At 65.3% G+C, this 13,928-nt stretch carries 17 protein-coding genes; 15 read left to right on the plus strand and 2 right to left on the minus strand.

Annotated elements, in window-relative coordinates:
* The first annotated feature begins 37 nt into the window (after positions 1 to 37).
* From tuf to rpsQ, 12 genes are all read left to right on the plus strand, one after another.
* Complete coding sequence (gene tuf / locus EGT29_RS02885; RefSeq protein WP_124687615.1) at positions 38 to 1,228, plus strand: elongation factor Tu; 1,191 nt, start codon at positions 38 to 40, stop codon at positions 1,226 to 1,228.
* 137 nt (positions 1,229 to 1,365) lie between these two features.
* A complete protein-coding gene (gene rpsJ, locus EGT29_RS02890) occupies positions 1,366 to 1,677 on the plus strand; it encodes a 30S ribosomal protein S10 (protein ID WP_087779994.1) in 312 nt (103 codons plus the stop codon).
* A gap of 248 nt (positions 1,678 to 1,925) precedes the next feature.
* Positions 1,926 to 2,618: a 50S ribosomal protein L3 gene (rplC, locus tag EGT29_RS02895; protein WP_087838323.1), complete on the plus strand. Its 693-nt coding sequence runs from the start codon at positions 1,926 to 1,928 to the stop codon at positions 2,616 to 2,618.
* 2 nt (positions 2,619 to 2,620) lie between these two features.
* Entirely contained in the window at positions 2,621 to 3,244 is a 624-nt protein-coding gene (rplD, locus tag EGT29_RS02900; RefSeq protein WP_087838322.1) for a 50S ribosomal protein L4, read from the plus strand.
* Complete coding sequence (rplW, locus tag EGT29_RS02905; RefSeq protein ID WP_087779997.1) at positions 3,241 to 3,540, plus strand: 50S ribosomal protein L23; 300 nt, start codon at positions 3,241 to 3,243, stop codon at positions 3,538 to 3,540. Before rplD ends, rplW begins: the two co-directional genes overlap by 4 nt.
* Complete coding sequence (rplB, locus tag EGT29_RS02910) at positions 3,541 to 4,368, plus strand: 50S ribosomal protein L2 (RefSeq protein ID WP_124687616.1); 828 nt, start codon at positions 3,541 to 3,543, stop codon at positions 4,366 to 4,368. It abuts the gene before it with no gap.
* A gap of 12 nt (positions 4,369 to 4,380) precedes the next feature.
* On the plus strand, positions 4,381 to 4,656 hold the full coding sequence (gene rpsS / locus EGT29_RS02915) for a 30S ribosomal protein S19 (RefSeq protein WP_087838320.1): 276 nt from the start codon (positions 4,381 to 4,383) through the stop codon (positions 4,654 to 4,656).
* 5 nt (positions 4,657 to 4,661) lie between these two features.
* Entirely contained in the window at positions 4,662 to 4,991 is a 330-nt protein-coding gene (gene rplV / locus EGT29_RS02920) for a 50S ribosomal protein L22 (RefSeq protein WP_087838319.1), read from the plus strand.
* A 9-nt stretch (positions 4,992 to 5,000) separates the two neighbouring features.
* A complete protein-coding gene (gene rpsC, locus EGT29_RS02925) occupies positions 5,001 to 5,861 on the plus strand; it encodes a 30S ribosomal protein S3 (protein WP_124687617.1) in 861 nt (286 codons plus the stop codon).
* Between the two features lie 2 nt (positions 5,862 to 5,863).
* Positions 5,864 to 6,280: a 50S ribosomal protein L16 gene (gene rplP / locus EGT29_RS02930; RefSeq protein ID WP_087780002.1), complete on the plus strand. Its 417-nt coding sequence runs from the start codon at positions 5,864 to 5,866 to the stop codon at positions 6,278 to 6,280.
* 10 nt (positions 6,281 to 6,290) lie between these two features.
* Positions 6,291 to 6,482 carry a 50S ribosomal protein L29 gene (gene rpmC, locus EGT29_RS02935; RefSeq protein WP_087838317.1) on the plus strand — a complete coding sequence of 64 codons (192 nt, stop codon included), beginning with the start codon at positions 6,291 to 6,293 and terminating at the stop codon, positions 6,480 to 6,482.
* 2 nt (positions 6,483 to 6,484) lie between these two features.
* Complete coding sequence (gene rpsQ / locus EGT29_RS02940; protein ID WP_124687618.1) at positions 6,485 to 6,748, plus strand: 30S ribosomal protein S17; 264 nt, start codon at positions 6,485 to 6,487, stop codon at positions 6,746 to 6,748.
* 92 nt (positions 6,749 to 6,840) lie between these two features.
* Here the strand turns inward: rpsQ and EGT29_RS02945 are convergent, their stop codons facing one another.
* On the minus strand, positions 6,841 to 7,683 hold the full coding sequence (locus tag EGT29_RS02945; RefSeq protein ID WP_161567675.1) for an IclR family transcriptional regulator: 843 nt from the start codon (positions 7,681 to 7,683) through the stop codon (positions 6,841 to 6,843).
* A 170-nt stretch (positions 7,684 to 7,853) separates the two neighbouring features.
* Between EGT29_RS02945 and EGT29_RS02950 the strand changes: the two genes are divergently transcribed.
* The gene (locus EGT29_RS02950; RefSeq protein WP_124687620.1) at positions 7,854 to 8,642 is read left to right on the plus strand and encodes an RraA family protein; all 789 of its coding nucleotides are present in this window, start codon (positions 7,854 to 7,856) and stop codon (positions 8,640 to 8,642) included.
* Between the two features lie 56 nt (positions 8,643 to 8,698).
* Entirely contained in the window at positions 8,699 to 9,664 is a 966-nt protein-coding gene (locus EGT29_RS02955) for a tripartite tricarboxylate transporter substrate binding protein (RefSeq protein ID WP_124687621.1), read from the plus strand.
* 33 nt (positions 9,665 to 9,697) lie between these two features.
* On the opposite strand, the gene bglX is transcribed toward EGT29_RS02955, so the two are convergent.
* Entirely contained in the window at positions 9,698 to 11,992 is a 2,295-nt protein-coding gene (gene bglX / locus EGT29_RS02960; RefSeq protein WP_124687622.1) for a beta-glucosidase BglX, read from the minus strand.
* Between the two features lie 408 nt (positions 11,993 to 12,400).
* Here bglX and EGT29_RS02965 point away from each other — a divergent pair, with 408 nt between their 5' ends.
* Entirely contained in the window at positions 12,401 to 13,921 is a 1,521-nt protein-coding gene (locus EGT29_RS02965; RefSeq protein WP_124692193.1) for a glucan biosynthesis protein G, read from the plus strand.
* The last annotated feature ends 7 nt before the right edge of the window (positions 13,922 to 13,928 follow it).

Here is a 13,928-nt window from a genome sequence, read left to right on the forward strand (position 1 = left end):
TCGTTAAATCTCCAGGCAAACTGCAGGAAGAGAGAACATGGCAAAAGGCAAGTTTGAGCGTACCAAGCCGCACGTGAACGTGGGCACGATCGGTCACGTTGACCACGGCAAGACGACGCTGACGGCGGCGATCACGACGGTGCTGTCGAAGCAGTTCGGCGGCGAGGCGAAGGCGTACGACCAGATCGACGCGGCGCCGGAAGAGAAGGCGCGTGGTATCACGATCAACACGGCGCACGTGGAATACGAGACGCAGACGCGGCACTACGCGCACGTTGATTGCCCGGGCCACGCGGACTACGTGAAGAACATGATCACGGGTGCGGCGCAGATGGACGGCGCGATCCTGGTGGTGTCGGCCGCTGACGGCCCGATGCCGCAGACGCGCGAGCACATCCTGCTGTCGCGCCAGGTTGGCGTGCCGTACATCATCGTGTTCCTGAACAAGGCGGACCTGGTTGACGACGCCGAGCTGCTGGAACTGGTGGAAATGGAAGTTCGCGAGCTGCTCTCGAAGTACGACTTCCCGGGCGACGATACGCCGATCGTGAAGGGTTCGGCCCGTCTGGCGCTGGAAGGCGACAAGGGCGAGCTGGGCGAGCCGGCCATTCTGCAACTGGCGGCAGCGCTGGACTCGTACATTCCGACGCCCGAGCGGGCGGTCGACGGTGCGTTCCTGATGCCGGTGGAAGACGTGTTCTCGATCTCGGGCCGCGGCACGGTGGTGACGGGTCGTATCGAGCGGGGCATCGTCAAGGTCGGCGAGGAAATCGAAATCGTCGGTATCAAGGACACGGTCAAGACGACGTGCACGGGCGTGGAAATGTTCCGCAAGCTGCTGGATCAGGGCCAGGCGGGCGACAACGTCGGTATTCTGCTGCGCGGCACCAAGCGTGAAGACGTCGAGCGGGGCCAGGTTCTGGCCAAGCCCGGTTCGATCACGCCGCACACGGAGTTCTCGGCCGAGGTGTACGTGCTGTCGAAGGAAGAAGGCGGCCGTCACACGCCGTTCTTCAACGGCTATCGTCCCCAGTTCTACTTCCGCACGACGGACGTGACGGGCACGATCGAGCTGCCCAAGGACAAGGAAATGGTGCTGCCGGGCGACAACGTGTCGATCACGGTCAAGCTGCTGGCTCCCATCGCCATGGAAGAAGGCCTGCGCTTCGCCATCCGTGAAGGCGGTCGTACCGTCGGCGCCGGCGTGGTCGCTAAAATTATTGCTTGATTTTAAGGGTCTCCCTTAAAAAAACGGCCCCACCCAGGACGCCGCGGATCCGGCTCTGCCGGTCCGCCAGCGTCGCCCCCCTGGGGGGCGCGCGTAAGCGCGTAGGGGGGGTCCAACATCGCTCTTTAGGATATTTCATGAAAAAGCAGAAGATTCGCATCCGCCTCAAGGCGTTCGATTACAAGCTCATCGACCAGTCGGCCGCCGAGATCGTCGAAACCGCCAAGCGCACGGGTGCCGTGGTCCGTGGTCCGGTTCCCCTGCCGACCCGTATCCGCCGCTACGATCTGCTGCGTTCGCCGCACGTCAACAAGACGTCGCGCGACCAGTTCGAGATCCGCACCCATCAGCGCCTGATGGACATCGTGGATCCCACCGACAAGACCGTGGACGCGCTGATGCGCCTGGACCTGCCGGCTGGCGTGGATGTGGAAATCGCTTTGCAGTGACGTGGTATTTGCGCCCGGGGCTTGAAAAGGCTGCCGGGCGCAGGCTATACTAGCCGGCTAGCCCGTGGGTAAACCCCATGGGCTTTTGGCACGTATTTATTCCGGCGGGGGTTTCCCCGGCATTTTTCCCGGATCGTGCTGCCAGCAATCCTCATCGCATCAATGTTGGCGCAGCGCCTCTGGCGTTGCTGTCCGGCGCCGCACCTCGGTGTGACGCCATTTTTAGCCCCGGCCAATCGTAGTCGGGAATGGAGAAAACGATGTCGACCCAATCGACGGCCTCCACGCCAGCCGCATTCCGGCTCGGCCTGGTGGGTCGCAAGGTTGGCATGACCCGCATTTTCACGGACGATGGCGAATCCATCCCCGTGACCGTGCTGGACGTGTCGAACAACCGTGTGACCCAGGTCAAATCCCCGCAAACGGACGGTTATGCCGCCGTTCAGGTCACGTTCGGTACGCGCCGTGCTTCGCGCGTCACCAAGCCCCTAACCGGCCACTTCGCGAAAGCGGGTGCCGAAGCGGGCAGCGTGCTCAAAGAATTCCGCCTTGATCCGGCCAAAGCGGCCGAGTTCGCTCCGGGCGCAGTCATCACCGTGGAATCGGTCTTCACGGTCGGCCAGAAGGTCGACGTGACGGGCACGACCATCGGTAAGGGCTTCTCGGGCGCGATCAAGCGTCACAATTTCTCGTCGAACCGCGCTTCGCACGGTAACTCGGTGTCGCACAACTCGGCCGGCTCCATTGGTATGGCGCAGGATCCGGGCCGCGTGTTTCCGGGCAAGAAGATGGCCGGCCACTACGGCGACGTCACCCGCACCGTGCAGAACCTCGACGTGATCCGCGTGGACGCCGAACGCGGCCTGCTGCTGGTCCGTGGCGCCGTCCCGGGCCATGCCGGCGCGAACATCGTCGTTCGTCCCGCTGTGAAAGGAGCCTGAACATGGCAGATCTCAAGCTCCTGAATGACCAGGGCCAGGTCGCTGCGACCGTCAGCGCCCCCGATACGGTCTTCGGCCGCGAATTCAACGAAGCGCTGGTGCACCAGGTCGTTGTCGCCTACCAGGCCAACGCCCGCAGCGGCAACCGCGCCCAGAAGGATCGCACGGAAGTCAAGCACTCCACCAAGAAGCCCTGGCGCCAGAAGGGTACCGGCCGCGCTCGCGCCGGTATGACCTCGTCGCCGCTGTGGCGTGGGGGTGGTCGCATTTTCCCGAATTCGCCTGAAGAAAACTTCAGCCAGAAAGTGAACAAGAAGATGTACCGCGCCGGTGTGCGGTCGATCTTGTCGCAGCTGGCCCGCGAAGACCGGATCGCGATCGTCGAGAACTTCGTGGTCGATTCGCCCAAGACCAAGGTGGCCGCCGACAAGCTCAAGAGCCTGGGCTTGAACTCGGTCCTCATCATTACCGATACGGTTGACGAAAACCTCTATCTGGCCACGCGCAATCTGCCGCACGTGGCGGTGGTCGAGTCCCGTTATGCCGATCCGCTGTCGCTGATCCACTACAACAAAGTGTTGATCACCAAGCCCGCGATCGCTCAGCTCGAGGAGATGCTGGGATGAGCAACGACCGTCTGCTCCAGGTTCTGCTGGCCCCGATCGTCTCTGAAAAGAGCACGTTCATCGCCGACAAGAACCAGCAAGTGGCTTTCCGCGTCCTGCAAGACGCCACCAAGCCGGAAATCAAGGCTGCCGTCGAACTGCTCTTCAAGGTGCAGGTCGAGTCCGTGCAGGTTCTCAATACCAAGGGCAAAGTCAAGCGCTTTGGCCGCTTCATCGGTCGCCGTCGCAACGAGCGCAAGGCGTACGTGTCGCTGAAGCCGGGTCAGGAAATCGACTTTGCGCAGGAGGTGAAGTAAATGCCCCTCGTCAAGCTGAAGCCGACTTCCGCCGGTCGCCGCGCGATGGTGAAGGTGGTTCACCCCCACCTGCACAAAGGTCGCCCGCTCGACAGTCTGCTCGAAAAGCAGATGCAGAATGCCGGCCGCAACAACAACGGCCATATCACCACGCGTCATCGCGGCGGTGGTCACAAGCAGCATTACCGTGTGGTCGATTTCAAGCGCACCAAGGACGGCATCCCGGCCAAGGTCGAGCGCATCGAATACGATCCCAACCGTACGGCGCACATCGCTCTGTTGTGCTACGCCGACGGCGAACGTCGCTACATCATCGCCCCGCGCGGTCTTGAAGTCGGCGCCACGCTGGTGTCTGGTAGCGAAGCGCCCATCCGCGCTGGCAATACCCTGCCGATCCGCAACATCCCGGTCGGTAGCACCATCCACTGCGTGGAAATGATCCCCGGCAAGGGTGCCCAGATGGTGCGCTCGGCGGGTGGATCGGCCGTGCTGCTGGCCCGTGAAGGTACCTACGCCCAGGTTCGCCTGCGTTCGGGCGAAGTCCGCAAGGTGCACATCGAGTGCCGTGCGACCATCGGCGAAGTCAGCAACGAAGAGCATGGCCTGCGCCAGATCGGCAAGGCCGGTGCCACCCGTTGGCGCGGCATTCGCCCCACCGTTCGCGGTGTTGCCATGAACCCGATCGACCACCCGCACGGTGGTGGTGAAGGCCGTACTGGCGAAGCCCGTGAGCCGGTCAGCCCCTGGGGCACTCCGTCCAAGGGTTTCAAGACCCGCCGCAACAAGCGGACGAGCAATATGATCGTCCAGCGGCGCAAGAAGAAGTAAGCGAGGCGAGCCATGTCACGTTCGATTAAGAAAGGCCCGTTTGTCGACCTGCACCTTCTGAAGAAGGTTGAGTCGGCCACGGCCGGAAAAGACAAGCGCCCGATCAAGACCTGGTCGCGTCGTTCCACGATCCTGCCCGAGTTCATCGGTCTGACGATCGCGGTTCACAATGGTCGCCAGCATGTTCCCGTGTATGTCAACGAGAACATGGTCGGTCACAAACTCGGCGAGTTCGCGCTGACCCGTACGTTCAAGGGCCACGCTGCGGACAAGAAGGCCAAGAGGTAAGCGCGATGGAAACCACTGCGATTGTTCGTGGCGTACGCGTGTCGGCCCAGAAGGCCCGTCTGGTCGCGGATATGATCCGCGGCAAGTCGGTGGCCCAGGCCATCAACATTCTGACGTTCACGCCCAAGAAGTCCGCCGGCATCATCAAGAAGGCGGTCGAATCCGCCATCGCGAATGCCGAGCACAACGACGGTGCCGATATCGACGAGCTGAAGGTGAAAACCATCTACGTCGACAAAGGTGCGTCGCTCAAGCGTTTCGACGCCCGCGCCAAGGGCCGAGGCGTCAAGATCGAGAAGCAGACCTGCCACATCGTGGTCAAGGTCGGCAGCTAAGGAGCCACGATGGGACAGAAAATTCACCCGACCGGGTTCCGTCTCTCGGTCAGCCGTAACTGGTCTTCCCGCTGGTACGCCAGCGGAAGCGCCTACGCCGGCATGCTGGCGGAAGACATCAAGGTCCGCGAATACCTGAAGAAGAAGCTGAAAGGCGCTTCGGTGGGTCGCGTGATCATCGAGCGTCCTGCCAAGAACGCGCGCGTCACGGTCTACTCGGCTCGTCCGGGTGTCGTGATCGGCAAGAAGGGCGAGGACATCGAGATCCTGAAGGCCGATCTGCAGCGTCTGATGGGCGTGCCCGTGCACGTCAACATCGAAGAAATCCGCAAGCCGGAAGTCGACGCCCAGCTGATCGCCGATTCGATCGCCCAGCAGCTCGAAAAGCGCATCATGTTCCGCCGGGCGATGAAGCGCGCCATGCAGAACGCCATGCGCCTGGGTGCCCAGGGCATCAAGATCATGAGCGCCGGTCGCCTGAACGGTATCGAGATCGCCCGTACGGAATGGTATCGCGAAGGCCGTGTGCCGCTGCACACCCTGCGCGCCAACATCGACTACGGCACGTCCGAAGCCGGTACGACCTATGGTCTGATCGGTATCAAGGTGTGGGTCTACAAGGGCGACACGCTGGGCTCGGCCGAGCTGGCCGCCGCCCCTGAAGCAACCAAGGACGAAGAGCGCAAGCCGCGCCGCGGCCCGCGTAACGACCGTCCGGGCAATCGCCCCGGCGCCGGTCGTGGTCGCGGCGGCCGCCGGCCCGAAGGCGAGGCAGCAGCTGCTGCCGCGCCCGAGGGCGGTGCCCGGCGTGCGCCGCGCAAGCCGGCTGCTGCTGCTGATGCGGCCGCGCCTGCCAAAGACGGAGTATAAGCATGCTGCAGCCATCGCGCAGGAAATACCGCAAGGAACAAAAGGGCCGCAATACCGGCCTGGCTACGCGCGGCGCCAACGTTTCGTTCGGCGAATTCGGTCTGAAGGCCACGGGTCGTGGTCGCCTGACCGCTCGCCAGATCGAGTCGGCCCGTCGTGCCATCACCCGCCACATCAAGCGTGGCGGCCGTATCTGGATCCGCGTCTTCCCGGACAAGCCGATCTCGCAAAAGCCCGCCGAAGTCCGGATGGGTAACGGCAAGGGCAACCCGGAGTACTGGGTCGCCGAGATCCAGCCCGGCAAGGTGCTGTATGAAATGGAAGGCGTCAACGAAGAACTGGCGCGCGAGGCGTTCCGCCTGGCGGCTGCCAAGCTTCCGATCTCGACCGTCTTCGTGACGCGTCATCTCGGAACGTAAGGAGATAGCAATGAAGGCAAGCGAACTCCGTTCGAAAGACGCCGGCGAGCTCGGCAAGGAGCTCGAGGGTCTGCTTAGGGCTCAGTTCAGTCTGCGTATGCAACTGGCTACCCAGCAGCTTTCCAACACCAGCCAGCTCGGCAAGGTGCGTCGCGACATCGCGCGCGTCCGTACCGTGCTGCGCGAGAAAGCCGGGAAGTAATCATGAGCGAAACCAAGCTGAAGCGTACGCTGACCGGTCGTGTGGTCAGCGACAAGATGAACAAGACGGTAACCGTGATGGTCGAGCGGCGGGTCAAGCACCCGCTGTACGGCAAGATCGTCGTCCGGTCCGCCAAGTACCACGCTCACGACGAAACCAACCAGTACAAGACCGGTGATCTGGTCGAGATCTCGGAAACCCGTCCGGTTTCCAAGACCAAGGCCTGGTCGGTGGTCCGTCTGGTCGAAGCCGCACGCATCATCTGATCCGCGCAGGCTAGACGGGCATCGCAAGATGCCCGGCGAAAAAAAGCCGTGGAGGCAACTCCGCGGCTTTTTTGTTTTGGAGCTCGGATGGCTCAGCTGGCCGGCGGGGGCGCGTCGCCGTTGGACAGGCGTTGTTCGAGTTCGCCTATGCGCGCCGCATCGGCTTGCAAGCGGGGCACGAGCGCCAGCGCCTGGGCGCGTTCGGCTTCGGTATGGGCGGACAGCAGCAGCAAGCTGCCCATTACCTGGCCGTCGGCATGGCGCACCGGGACGGCCAGCGCCAGGATGCGGGGATTGCGCCTGCCCACCGTGGCCACGTAACCCTGCTTGCGGATGGTTGCCAGGGCACCGCGGAATTCCTGCCAGTCCTGGCCCAATCCCGATTCGGCGATCTCGGCTTGCTTGGCCAGATACAAGGCGCGGATCTGGTGGGGCGCCAGATTGGCCAGGATGGCTTGAGAACCCGCGCCCTGGAACAAGGGAAAGGCGGACCCACGGCCACGATAGAGCGGCATGCGCTCGCCCTCGTAGGTGATATGGCTGGAGCCCACCTGGTGGGTGCACAGCACGCGGTCGTTGTACAGGGTGCAGAGCAGCAGCGCCCGGTTGTCGCAGATGTCCGCCATGCCGGCCATGACCGACTTGCCGGCGTTCAGCAGCGGGTCAGATTGCTGCAGCAGCCTTTCGAGCTCGACGATGCGCGAGCCCAGCGAATAGCGGCCCTTGCCCCGCTGCGCCAGCAGTCCGCGGTCGCTCAGTTCCTGAAGATACCGGTAGCACGTGGAGCGCCCCACGCCCAGCCGGGCGGCCACTTCGTCTACCTGAACCTGCAGGTTGTCGGCCGTGAAGAGATCGAGGATGTTCAACAGGCGGCCCACCGCGCTTTCGCCGGTGGCCGGCGGGGCGGTGGCATCGGCCGGGGTGGAAGGGGGCAAGACGGAAGTGGGGGAACGGGCAGGCATCGGCAAGGGCGGAATCGGCACTTTCCTATGATCGCACAACATGGCACTTCTCTGTAATTTCGGGAAAATAAATAATTCTCTTTTTGACGGAAAAATTTATTTCTCTTAATATGCGAAAAAATTATCCGACGAAAGGAAGCGTCATGAGCCGAGAGGAAGTGCTGAAGGACTACGAGGAATACCGGAGCCAGGGCCGGATCTGGGGCCAGGTGCCGGTCGAGCGCATCACCCGCATCAAATTTCCGCGCGTCTCGCGGGCGGTCGTGGAGCGTTACCTGGCGCTGCCGGACCTGACCACCACCGTGTCCGACCTGCTGGACGGCTTCGGGGTAAGCGGCGTGGTGGCCGCCTCGCACATCAAACCGCTGCAAAGCGGCAGGAAGATCGTGGGCCACGCCGTCACCCTGCGCTCCATGCCCGAGCGCAAGACGCCCACTCAGGGCTACCTGGACAAGGAGCCCATCAAAATGTCCACGCGCGAGATCTACTACCTGTCCGAGCCGGGCGACGTGCTGGTGGCCGACTTCGGCGGTGATCTGAACGTCTCGAACATGGGCGGGCAATCGGCGCTGGTGGCCAAGACTCACGGGTTCGCGGGCGCGATCGTCAACGGCGCGGTGCGCGACCTGCCGGCCATCCGCGAGATCGACTACCCGGTATGGGCCGCGGGCGTGACGCCCATCACCGGCAAGTTCAGGATGGAGGCCATGGAGATCAACGGACCGGTGCGCGTGCACGACGTCGTGGTCTATCCGGGCGACCTGATCGTGGCCGACGATTCGGGCATCTGCGTGGTGCCGGCCCAGTTCATCGAACCGTTGATCGACGAAGCCGAGAAGGTCGGCGGCGCCGAGGACCAGATGCGGGAGCTGATCGTGTCCAAGGCGCCCATTTCCGAACTGCGCCCCTTGTTCCGCAAGCGCTACGACTGACCGCGACCATCGGGACGGCCGCGTGGGCCGTCCCAGGACAAGAACAGGAGACTTTCATGCATCGCTTGCGTATTCTTGCGCCGCTGCTGCTGGCGGCGCCGTGGTCCATGGCGCTTGCTCAGCCTTTTCCCTCGGCCCCGGTCAAGCTGGTGGTGCCGTTCGCGCCGGCGGGCGGCACGGATGCCGTGGCCCGCGCGGTGGCGCAGTCGCTCGGCAAGCAGCTGGGACAGCCGGTCATCGTCGAGAACCGGCCGGGCGCGGCTGGGGCGCTGGGGTCGCTGGCCGTGGTGCGGGCACCGGCCGACGGCTATACCCTCTTGCTGGGCAGCAATGGCCCCATCGCCATCAGTCCCAGCCTGGATCCCAAGCTTCCCTACGACCCCGCGCGCGACCTGCGCCCGGTGGCAGCGGTGGCCGCGGTGCCGTTCATGCTGGTGGCGAACCGCAACCTGCCGGCCAATGACGTGAAGGGGCTGGTGGAGCTGGCCCGGCGCAAGCCCGGGGCCATCAACTTCGCCTCACCCGGCACGGGCACGACCAACCATCTGGTGGGAGAGCTGCTCAAGACGATGGCCAAGGTGGAGATGGTCCACATTCCCTACAAGGGCGCTTCGCCGGCGATGAACGACGTCGCCAGCGGCGTGGTGCAGTTCATGTCGGGCGACATCAACACCTTGCTGCCCATGATCCAGGGCGGCCGGCTCAAGCCCCTGGCGGTCACGGGCGCCGCGCGCAGCAGCCTGGTGCCCGACGTGCCCACGGTGGCCGAGAGCGGCATCGCGGGTTTCGAGGCCACCGGCTGGTTCGGCCTGTTTGCGCCGGCCGCGACGCCGGGCCCCGTGGTGGACCGGCTGGCCGCCGCCGTCGCCGCGGCGCTGAAGGATCCGGAGGTGGATGAGCGCATCAAGGCCTTGGGGGGCGCGCCGCTGGCACTGTCGGGCGATGCCTTCGGCGCCTACGCGGCCAAGGAACGCGCCAAGTGGAAGCAGGTCATCGACGCCCACCAGATCAAGCCCGACTAGCGGGCGGCCGCCCGGCGGGGCGGCTCGCCTGCGTCAGCGCAGCGCGAAGCCTGCGCGCTTGACGTCCTGGGAGTCCAGTCCGATCTGGACCTCGAAGTCTCCGGGTTCCGCGACGTACTGGAGGCGGGCATCGTAGAACTTCAGGTCGTCCTCGTCGATCTCGAAGCGCACGGTGCGCATCTCGCCCGGGTCCAGCGCGACGCGCTGGAAATCCCGCAGTTCCTTCACCGGCCGCACGACCGAGGCGGCCGCGTCGTGGATGTATAGCTGCACCACCGTCTCGCCGCGCCGCGTGCCGGTGTTCTTCAGGTTGACCTGGGCTCCGAGCTTGCCGCCCCGGGCCATCGTGGCGCCGTCCAGCACGACGTCCGACAGGCTGAAATCGGTGTAGCTCAGGCCGTACCCGAACGGGTAGAGCGGTCCGTTCTTTTCCTCGAAGTACTGCGAGGTGTAGTTGCCCGGCTTGCCTTCGACGAAGGGCCGGCCCACGCGGGGATGGTTGTAGTAGGTCGGGATCTGGCCGATCGAGCGGGGGAAGGAGATGGGCAGCTTGCCGGCCGGGTTGTAGTCGCCGAACACGACGTCGGCGATGGCGTGGCCGCCCTCGGAGCCGCTGTACCAGGTCTCGAGCAGGGCGTCGGCGTTGGCGCTTTCCCATTGCAGGTCCAGCGGCCGGCCGTTCATCAGCACCAGCACCAGCGGCTTGCCCGTGGCCTTGAGCGCATGCAGCAGCGCGCGCTGGCTGGTGGGGATGTCCAGGCGGGTGCGGCTGGACGATTCGTGCGACATGCCGCGCGATTCGCCCACCGCGGCGACGATGACGTCGGCTTGCCGGGCGATGCGGGCGGCCTCGGCGATCATGTCGGCGGGCGGCCGCGGGTCCTGGAAGACTTCCTTGTGGTCCCAGTTCAGGAAGTTCAGGTAGTCGACCATGCGCGCATCGTCGGTGACGTTGGCTCCGCGCGCGTACAGCAGGCGGCCCTGGCCGCGCATCGCTTCTTCCATGCCTCGCCGCAGCGTGACCGACGACTCGCTCTTGCCGGCCGCCGACCAGCTGCCCATCATGTCCAGCGGCGAATCGGCCAGCGGGCCCACCAGCGCGACGGTGGCCGTCCTGGCCAGGGGCAGCGTCCGGTTGCGGTTCTCCAGCAGGACCAGCGACTTGCGCGCCACCTCGCGCGCGTCGGCGCGGTGCATGCGGCTTTCGGCATAAAGATCGGGCGGATCGTCGGCCGCGGCGCCGATGCGCAGGTAGGGATCGTGGAACAGGCCCATGTCGTACTTGGCGCCCAGCACGTTGCGCACCGAGCGGTCGATCTCGGCCACGGTGACCTCGCCCGACTTCACCAGGCCCGGCAGTTCCTGGAGATACAGCGTATCGGCCATGCTCATGTCCACGCCCGCCTTGATTGCTAGCCGCGCGGCTTCGCGGTCGTCGCGCGCCACGCCATGGCGGACCAGTTCGGTGATGGCGCCGTGGTCGCTGATGGCGATGCCGCGAAAGCCCCAATCCTTGCGCAGCAGGTCCTGCAGCAGCCAGGTGTTGGCGCTGGCGGGGATGCCGTTGATGGAGTTCAGCGCCACCATCACGCCGCCGGCGCCGGCGTCGATGGCCGCGCGGTAGGGGGGCAGGTAGTCCTGGTACATGCGCAGCGGGCTCATGTCGACCACGTTGTAGTCGCGGCCGCCTTCGACCGCGCCGTACAGCGCGAAGTGCTTGACGCTGGCCATGATGCTGTCGGCGCGCGCCGGCGATGGGCCCTGGTAGCCCTTGACGGTGGCCCGCGCGATGCGCGAGACGAGGTAGGGGTCTTCGCCGAAACCTTCCGAGGTGCGGCCCCAGCGCGGATCGCGCGAGATGTCCACCATGGGCGCGAAAGTCATGTCCAGGCTGTCGGCGGCGGCCTCGATGGCGGACACGCGCGCGGCGCGTTCGATGCCGTCCATGTCCCAGCTCGACGCCAGGCCCAGGCCGATGGGGAAGATGGTCCGGTGGCCGTGCACGACGTCGTAGGCGAAAAACAGCGGGATCCGGAGCCGGCTGTTCCTGGCCGCGGCATCCTGCATCATGCGGTTGTCGACGTGGACCACCGAATTGAACGTGCCGCCGATGCGGCCGGCGGCGATTTCCTTGGCGATCTTCTCGCGCGGCATGTCGGGGCCTATGCTGATCAGGCGCAGTTGGCCGATCTTCTCGTCCAGCGTCATCTGCGACATCAGGTCGGCGATGAAGGCCTCCTTGTCGTTCAGCAGCGCCGGATTGGCCGCGGCGTGGGCGCCGCAGGCGAGCAGGAAGCCGCACAGGCCCAGGGCTAGCCGTCTTGCCATCGACCTGCCTGCGGCGCCGGCGGTGGGGCGGGCGAGGGAAAGATTGCGGGGAAGGCGGAATCGGTGGGAAGAGCTTGGCGCCAAGTGGTCGTCCTCCATGGGGCGGGGTCGTCCGATTGTACGGGTGCACGGCGCGATTCTGCGCCCGCGCGCCCTGGCGCGGCGCCTGGCTGTGATACTTTCCGTTTCGCCCGCGCCGCGTGGCGGCGGAGCGCGGGCGGTGACGCGCCAGACGGCTTGTTACAACCGCGTCCGTCCGGGCTGCCGGGATCAAGGAATCATCAGGCCTCGTGGCGGTCGTAACCCGACTCGGGGTTTCATCGACCACATCGTTCCAGGGAGAAACTAGTGGGTTTTGCAGACGTAGCCACCTTCGCGCGCAACAGGTTCGCGCCTGTCTCGCTCGGGATCGCCACGGTCTTGTTGTCCTTGCTGGGCGCGGCCGCGGCACACGCCTTTTCGCTCGACGACGTGACGGCGCGCGCCAGGACGCTCGCCGACCGGGCCTACCAGGCACCGGTCAGCAACCTGCCGCCGGCCTTCAGCAAGATGCAGTTCGCCGACTATCTGCGCATCCAGCCGCGCCGCGACCAGTTCGAGTGGCACGACCGCGACACGCCGTTCAGGCTGGCGTTCTACCACCAGGGCATGCATTTCTCCACACCGGTCGGCATCAACGAGGTGGTCGACGGCCAGGTCCACGAGATCAAGTACGACCCCGCCAAGTTCGATTTCGGCGGCATGTCCTTCGATGCGGACACGACGCGCAACCTGGGCTACGCGGGCTTTCGCGTGCTCTATCCCATCAATCGCGACGGCGTGCACGACGAGATCATGAGCATGCTGGGCGCGAGCTATTTCCGCGTGATCGGCAAGGGCCAGGTGTACGGCCTGTCGGCGCGCGGACTGGCGCTGGACACCGCGTGGAAGGACGGCATGGCCGAGGAGTTCCCGCGCTTTCGCGAGTTCTGGATCGAGCGGCCCAAGCCCCAGGACCGCTTCCTGGTGATCTACGCCCTGATGGATTCGCCGCGCGCCACCGGCGCCTATCGCTTCGTGCTGCGTCCGGGCGAGGATGCCGTGCTGGATGTCGAGTCGCGCGTGTTCCTGCGCGGCCAGATCAACAAGCTGGGCGTCGCGCCGCTGACCAGCATGTTCCTGTACGGCCCGAACCAGGGCGTGCGGGGCAACAACTTCCGTCCGGCGCTGCACGACTCCAACGGCCTGGCTATCCACACCGGCAGCGGCGAGTGGCTGTGGCGCCCCCTGAACAACCCGCCCACGCTGTCGGTCAGTTCCTTCCAGGTGGCCGATCCCAAGGGCTTCGGCCTGCTGCAGCGGGGGCACGAGTTCTCGCGCTACGAGGACCTGGCCGACCGCTACGACCTGCGCCCCAGCGCCTGGATAGAGCCCAAGGGGAACTGGGGGCCGGGCAAGGTGGAGCTGGTCGAGATCCCGACGGCGGACGAGACCAATGACAACATCGTCGCGTTCTGGACGCCCGACGTGCTGCCGCCCAAGGGCCAGCCCATGCGCCACGATTACCGCATCCACTGGACGATGGACGAGCCCGCGCTGATCAAGAAGGACGTGGGCTGGGTCAAGCAGACCCTGCGTACCGACGGCGAGATCCGCCAGGCCAACCTGATCCGCCACCTGGACGGCAGCACGGCCCTGATCGTCGACTTCGAGGGGCCGGTGCTGGCGCGGCTCTCGCCCGACGCCCCGGTGGGGGCCGAAGTCAGCGTGGGCGACAACGCCGAGCTGATGGAAAACGTCCTGCAGCGCAACCCCGCCATCCAGGGCTGGCGCCTGACGCTGCGGGTCAAGGTCAAGGATCCGAAACGGCCGGTCGAGATGCGGGCCGCGCTGGTCGAGGGCAAGCGCGCGCTGACCGAGACCTGGAGCTATCAGCTGCCGGCGCGGTAATCTGGAG

The organism is Pigmentiphaga sp. H8 (assembly GCF_003854895.1).
In the GTDB taxonomy this organism is placed as follows: Bacteria; Pseudomonadota; Gammaproteobacteria; order Burkholderiales; family Burkholderiaceae_B; genus Pigmentiphaga.

Coding starts and splice junctions, on each gene's coding strand:
- rplD (WP_087838322.1), top strand. CDS start 2,621: ATGGCAGATCTCAAGCTCCTGAATGACCAGGGCCAGGTCGCTGCGACC.
- rplC (WP_087838323.1), top strand. CDS start 1,926: ATGGAGAAAACGATGTCGACCCAATCGACGGCCTCCACGCCAGCCGCA.
- rplP (WP_087780002.1), top strand. CDS start 5,864: ATGCTGCAGCCATCGCGCAGGAAATACCGCAAGGAACAAAAGGGCCGC.
- rplV (WP_087838319.1), top strand. CDS start 4,662: ATGGAAACCACTGCGATTGTTCGTGGCGTACGCGTGTCGGCCCAGAAG.
- rplB (WP_124687616.1), top strand. CDS start 3,541: ATGCCCCTCGTCAAGCTGAAGCCGACTTCCGCCGGTCGCCGCGCGATG.
- rplW (WP_087779997.1), top strand. CDS start 3,241: ATGAGCAACGACCGTCTGCTCCAGGTTCTGCTGGCCCCGATCGTCTCT.
- rpsC (WP_124687617.1), top strand. CDS start 5,001: ATGGGACAGAAAATTCACCCGACCGGGTTCCGTCTCTCGGTCAGCCGT.
- rpmC (WP_087838317.1), top strand. CDS start 6,291: ATGAAGGCAAGCGAACTCCGTTCGAAAGACGCCGGCGAGCTCGGCAAG.
- tuf (WP_124687615.1), top strand. CDS start 38: ATGGCAAAAGGCAAGTTTGAGCGTACCAAGCCGCACGTGAACGTGGGC.
- rpsS (WP_087838320.1), top strand. CDS start 4,381: ATGTCACGTTCGATTAAGAAAGGCCCGTTTGTCGACCTGCACCTTCTG.
- EGT29_RS02950 (WP_124687620.1), top strand. CDS start 7,854: ATGAGCCGAGAGGAAGTGCTGAAGGACTACGAGGAATACCGGAGCCAG.
- rpsJ (WP_087779994.1), top strand. CDS start 1,366: ATGAAAAAGCAGAAGATTCGCATCCGCCTCAAGGCGTTCGATTACAAG.
- bglX (WP_124687622.1), bottom strand. CDS start 11,992: ATGGCAAGACGGCTAGCCCTGGGCCTGTGCGGCTTCCTGCTCGCCTGC.
- EGT29_RS02955 (WP_124687621.1), top strand. CDS start 8,699: ATGCATCGCTTGCGTATTCTTGCGCCGCTGCTGCTGGCGGCGCCGTGG.
- rpsQ (WP_124687618.1), top strand. CDS start 6,485: ATGAGCGAAACCAAGCTGAAGCGTACGCTGACCGGTCGTGTGGTCAGC.